This is a genomic window from Protofrankia sp. CiP1_Cm_nod1 (assembly GCF_920888515.1).
Taxonomy (GTDB): domain Bacteria; phylum Actinomycetota; class Actinomycetes; order Frankiales; family Frankiaceae; genus Protofrankia.
The window spans coordinates 1-3,809 of sequence record NZ_CAKKTM010000338.1 but is presented as its reverse complement, the minus strand read 5'-3'; the positions used below and the strand labels follow the sequence as shown (position 1 = coordinate 3,809).

At 74.7% G+C, this 3,809-nt stretch carries 4 protein-coding genes; all 4 read left to right on the top strand.

Annotated features, from left to right (window positions below):
- The first annotated feature begins 194 nt into the window (after window positions 1-194).
- The 4 genes from NBX02_RS15300 (at window position 195) to NBX02_RS15285 (ending at window position 3,761) form a co-directional block, all read left to right on the top strand.
- Window positions 195-1,157: an ABC transporter ATP-binding protein gene (locus NBX02_RS15300; RefSeq protein ID WP_250285553.1), complete on the top strand. Its 963-nt coding sequence runs from the start codon at window positions 195-197 to the stop codon at window positions 1,155-1,157.
- A gap of 13 nt (window positions 1,158-1,170) precedes the next feature.
- Entirely contained in the window at window positions 1,171-2,148 is a 978-nt protein-coding gene (locus NBX02_RS15295; RefSeq protein WP_250285550.1) for an ABC transporter permease, read from the top strand.
- Between the two features lie 352 nt (window positions 2,149-2,500).
- Window positions 2,501-3,037: a hypothetical protein gene (locus NBX02_RS15290; protein ID WP_250291898.1), complete on the top strand. Its 537-nt coding sequence runs from the start codon at window positions 2,501-2,503 to the stop codon at window positions 3,035-3,037.
- 265 nt (window positions 3,038-3,302) lie between these two features.
- Window positions 3,303-3,761, top strand: coding sequence for a hypothetical protein (locus NBX02_RS15285; RefSeq protein WP_250285552.1), 459 nt, complete (start codon window positions 3,303-3,305; stop codon window positions 3,759-3,761).
- The last annotated feature ends 48 nt before the right edge of the window (window positions 3,762-3,809 follow it).

Below are 3,809 nucleotides of genomic sequence, written 5' to 3'. Positions count from 1 at the left end.
CTGAGCAGGCCCGTTCACTGAGCAGGCCCGGTCGCCGAACGGGTTCGGTTACTGAACCGGACGGTCACAGGCCTGAAGGGGGCTCGGATGCCGGCCGGCTGGCGTGTGCCCGGCCGGGGATTCGGCCGGGGATTCGGCCGGGGAGGCGGCCCTCACCCGCCCTCAGGCCGACTCCACGCCCGCGGGCTGCGACAATAGGCCGCGTGCTGAGCTACGTCGTGCGTGGGCTCACCCGCCGGCACGGCGCGGGGGAGCATGCCGTACTTGCCACCGCCGGTATCGATCTCGATGTCGGGCAGGGCGAGGTCTTCGGCGTCCTCGGGCCGAACGGCGCTGGTAAGACCACGCTGCTGCGTCAGCTCATGGGGCTGATCCGGCCGGACGCCGGATCCATCACGCTGTTCGGGTGGGACGTCGTGGCCCGTCCCGACATCCCGTCGCGGCTGGCGGCCTACCTCGGCCAGCACGACATGGCCCTGGAGGACCTGCCGGTGGGCCGCGCGGTGGAGACCACCGCGCGGCTGCGTGGCCTCGGGCGTGGCGCGGCGCGGGCGGCCCGGGACGCCGTCATCGACGAGCTCGGCCTCGCCCCGGTTGTCACCCGGCCTATGCGGCAGCTCTCCGGCGGCCAGCGCAGGCTCGCCTCCGTCGCCTGCACCCTGGTCGGCGACCGTATGGTGCTCGTCCTGGACGAGCCGACCACCGGCCTGGACCCGACGGCCCGGCGCGCGGTGTGGTCGGCGCTCGAGCGCCGCCGGGCCACCGCGGGGGTCACTGTGCTGCTGGTCACCCACAACGTCCTGGAGGCGGAGACGGTGCTCGACCGGGTCGCCGTCCTCGAGGCCGGCCGGGTGATCGCCTGTGACACCCCCGGACGGCTCAAGGCGTCGGTGAGCAGCGATGTCCGGCTGGATCTCGTCTGGCGCCGTGACCCGCCCGCCCAGGACCCGACGATCGCCCGTCTCGCCCGACAGGCCGAGATCAACGGCCGCCGCTGGACCACGCGCATGGACGCGGCCGCCGCCCGCGACGCGCTCGCGCGGCTGACCAGCGGCCCCGCCTTCGCCGCCCTCGACGACTTCACGCTGGCCACGCCGTCCCTGGAGGACGTCTATCTCGCCCTTGGCGGGGCATCCCGCACCCTGGAGCGCACATGAGCACGGTTACCCTGTGACCGCCGCCGCAGCTTACGAGGCGGCCGGCCCGGCCGCCGGCCGGGCTGTCGACGCGGCCGGACAGGCCGCCGGCCCGGCCGCCGAGGCCGTCTCGGTCGCCGAACGGACGGCCGACGCCCTCGACCGATCCGCCGGTGCTGTCGACCGGAGCGTCCGCCAGCGGTCCGGCGGTGGCTTCCCCGGGGCCGCGGAGGTGGCCGGCACGCCCGTGCCGCTGCCGCCGGGCACCTCCTTCGGGGCCGCGCTCGGCGCCGTCTACGCCGGCCAGCTCGCCCGGGCCCGGGTGGCCCGGGTGCCCCTGCTGTTCGTCGCCGCGTTCCAGTCGCTCGGGATCATGCTGCTGCTGCGCGGAGTGGTCGATGCGGGGAACGAGACGACCAGTGAGCAGGTGGTGGCCGGCTCGACCGTGCTGGTGGTGGCCTTCGTCGCGCTGAACCTGCTCGCGCAGCGCTTCGGGGCGCTGCGCGCGGCCGGGGCGCTGGACTACTACCTGACCCTGCCCGTCCCGGGCAGCGCCGTGGTGCTCGGCACGGCCGCCTCCTACGCGTCGTTCGCGCTCCCGGGGATGATCGTCACAGCCGTGGTGGGCTCGCTGCTGTACGGTCTGCCGCTGTCGGGCCTGTGGCTGCTGCTGCCGGTGGCCGTCGCGGCCGGGGCCTCCCTCGCCGGGATCGGCGCGGCCATCGGGCTGCTCGCCCCCCGCCAGGAACTCGCGACGGTCGCCGGGCAGATCGGTATGAGCGTCGTGCTGTTCCTCGGGATCATCCCGGCGGACCGGCTGCCGCTCGGGATCGACGTGCTGCGTGACCTGCTGCCCAGCACGTACGCGGTGGACGTGCTGGCCGGTGCCTTCCGGCCGTCGGTCGACTGGGGCATGGTCGTCGTCGACCTGTTGGTGTGCGCGCTGGTGGCGTTCGTCACGCTGCTGGCGGCCAGTATCGCGCTGCGACGTGCCGGTAACGCCCCGCGTTAGGCCGTTGCGGTGGATTCTCAGCCGCGCGGGCCGATGCCCACCTGGCCGGTATCCATCAGCAACAGTCTGGCCTGACAGCCACGCGAACGGTGACAGAACCGTTGACGGCACGCGCCGCGGTGCCCGGACGCGGGGCCTTCCCGAAGTACGGTGGCCCGAAGTACAACAGTCCGCGGCAGGGCAGCCCGAGGCAGGGCAGCCCGAGGCAGGGCAGCCCGCGGCAGGGCAGCCCGAGGCAGGGCAGCCCGCGGCAGGGCAGCCCGAGGCAGGGCAGTCCGATGCGCACCAGGCTGCCGCCCGGCGTCCCCCCTCGTCCTGGCCGGATCGGCATGACCGGCCCGACGGTGTCGGGGTGGACGGCTGGCCGGTGCCCGAGGAGCCCCGGCGCCCCTTCTGGGCGGTCAGCGGATCCGGCCTTTTCGCCGGCCTGCTGTGCGCGGCCGTCATGGCCGCCCTCGGCCTGCCGGTCGGGCTGCTGTGGGCGCTGACGGCCCCGCGCCTGAACGTGCGGGCGGTACTGGCCGGCAGCGAGATCGTTTTCGACGCCCAGGCCGGCGTCGACGTGTACTTCGCCATGATCTGTGCCGCCGCCGGCCTGGCCGGGGGCCTCCTCGGCTTCTGGCGGGGCCGTGACAGCGGCTGGCCGGCCCCCGTCGGGCTGGCTCTGGGGGGGATCGGCGGCTCCCTGCTGGCGGGCTGGATCGGGCATGCGCTGCGGTCGGCGCGGGCTGTCTCGCAGCTGCCCGAGGGCGCCAACAGCCTTGTCGTCCAGCTCGTCGAGTTCCGGCTGCGCTCACCCGGCTTCCTGCTCGTCCTGCCCACCGTGTCGCTGTTGGTACTCTCGGTGCTGAGCTGGTTGTCGCTCTTTGTGATGCCACGTCGCGAATAGATACGAACAGTCACCGTTGGGCGTCATGCCGCGGTTTCCGCAAGGTTGTCATGGGGGACGGTTCCGGTTCCGCCCGAGGCGTTCGGGAGAGGGCCGGGGCCGGCGTACCGCGTCCTTCCGTCGTCTCGGGCGCACCGGTGGTCTTGTGCGCGGCTGGCCTGGTCGACGATGATGCGCTGTCCGCCTGGTCGGAATGCTCGTGCGGGGATGGCGAGCTGGCGCAGCCGGCTGGCACGCTGTCCGCTCGGGTCAGGAGGTCGGGGCCGTGGCCGAACCCACACCGGAGGTGCTGGTCGTCATCGCGTCGCGGGCGGCCGGGCCGGAGCCGGCGGGCTACGGCCCGGACGGCGATGGCGGCCCGGCACCCCGTGATGATCACGATGACGTGCCCGGCCCCGCCGAGGAGGAACCCGGCGGGAGCGGCCGCCAGCAGGCGGTCCTCGCCGCTCTGCGGGAGATCGCGCAGGTCACGGCGGTCCTGCCACCCCGGCTGGCCCTGGTTGCCGCCGCAAGGAGCCAGGCGGGCGCGCTGGCCCGGCTGCCCGGTGTCGTCGGGGTGTTCCCCGAGGCGGTGCCGGCGGGCCTGCGCGAGACACTCACCGCGGGTGAACGTCTCTTCGTGGACGGATGGCTCGCGCGCCTGGCCGGCAAACGGCGTCCCGCGGACGGACTGCCCTGGGACGCCACCGGCACCGGCCGGCTGCCTCCCGGCCCGCCCGCGTGACCGGGCAGCGAGCACCGCGCCGCCGGCAGCGCGCGCGGAGCGCGGCCG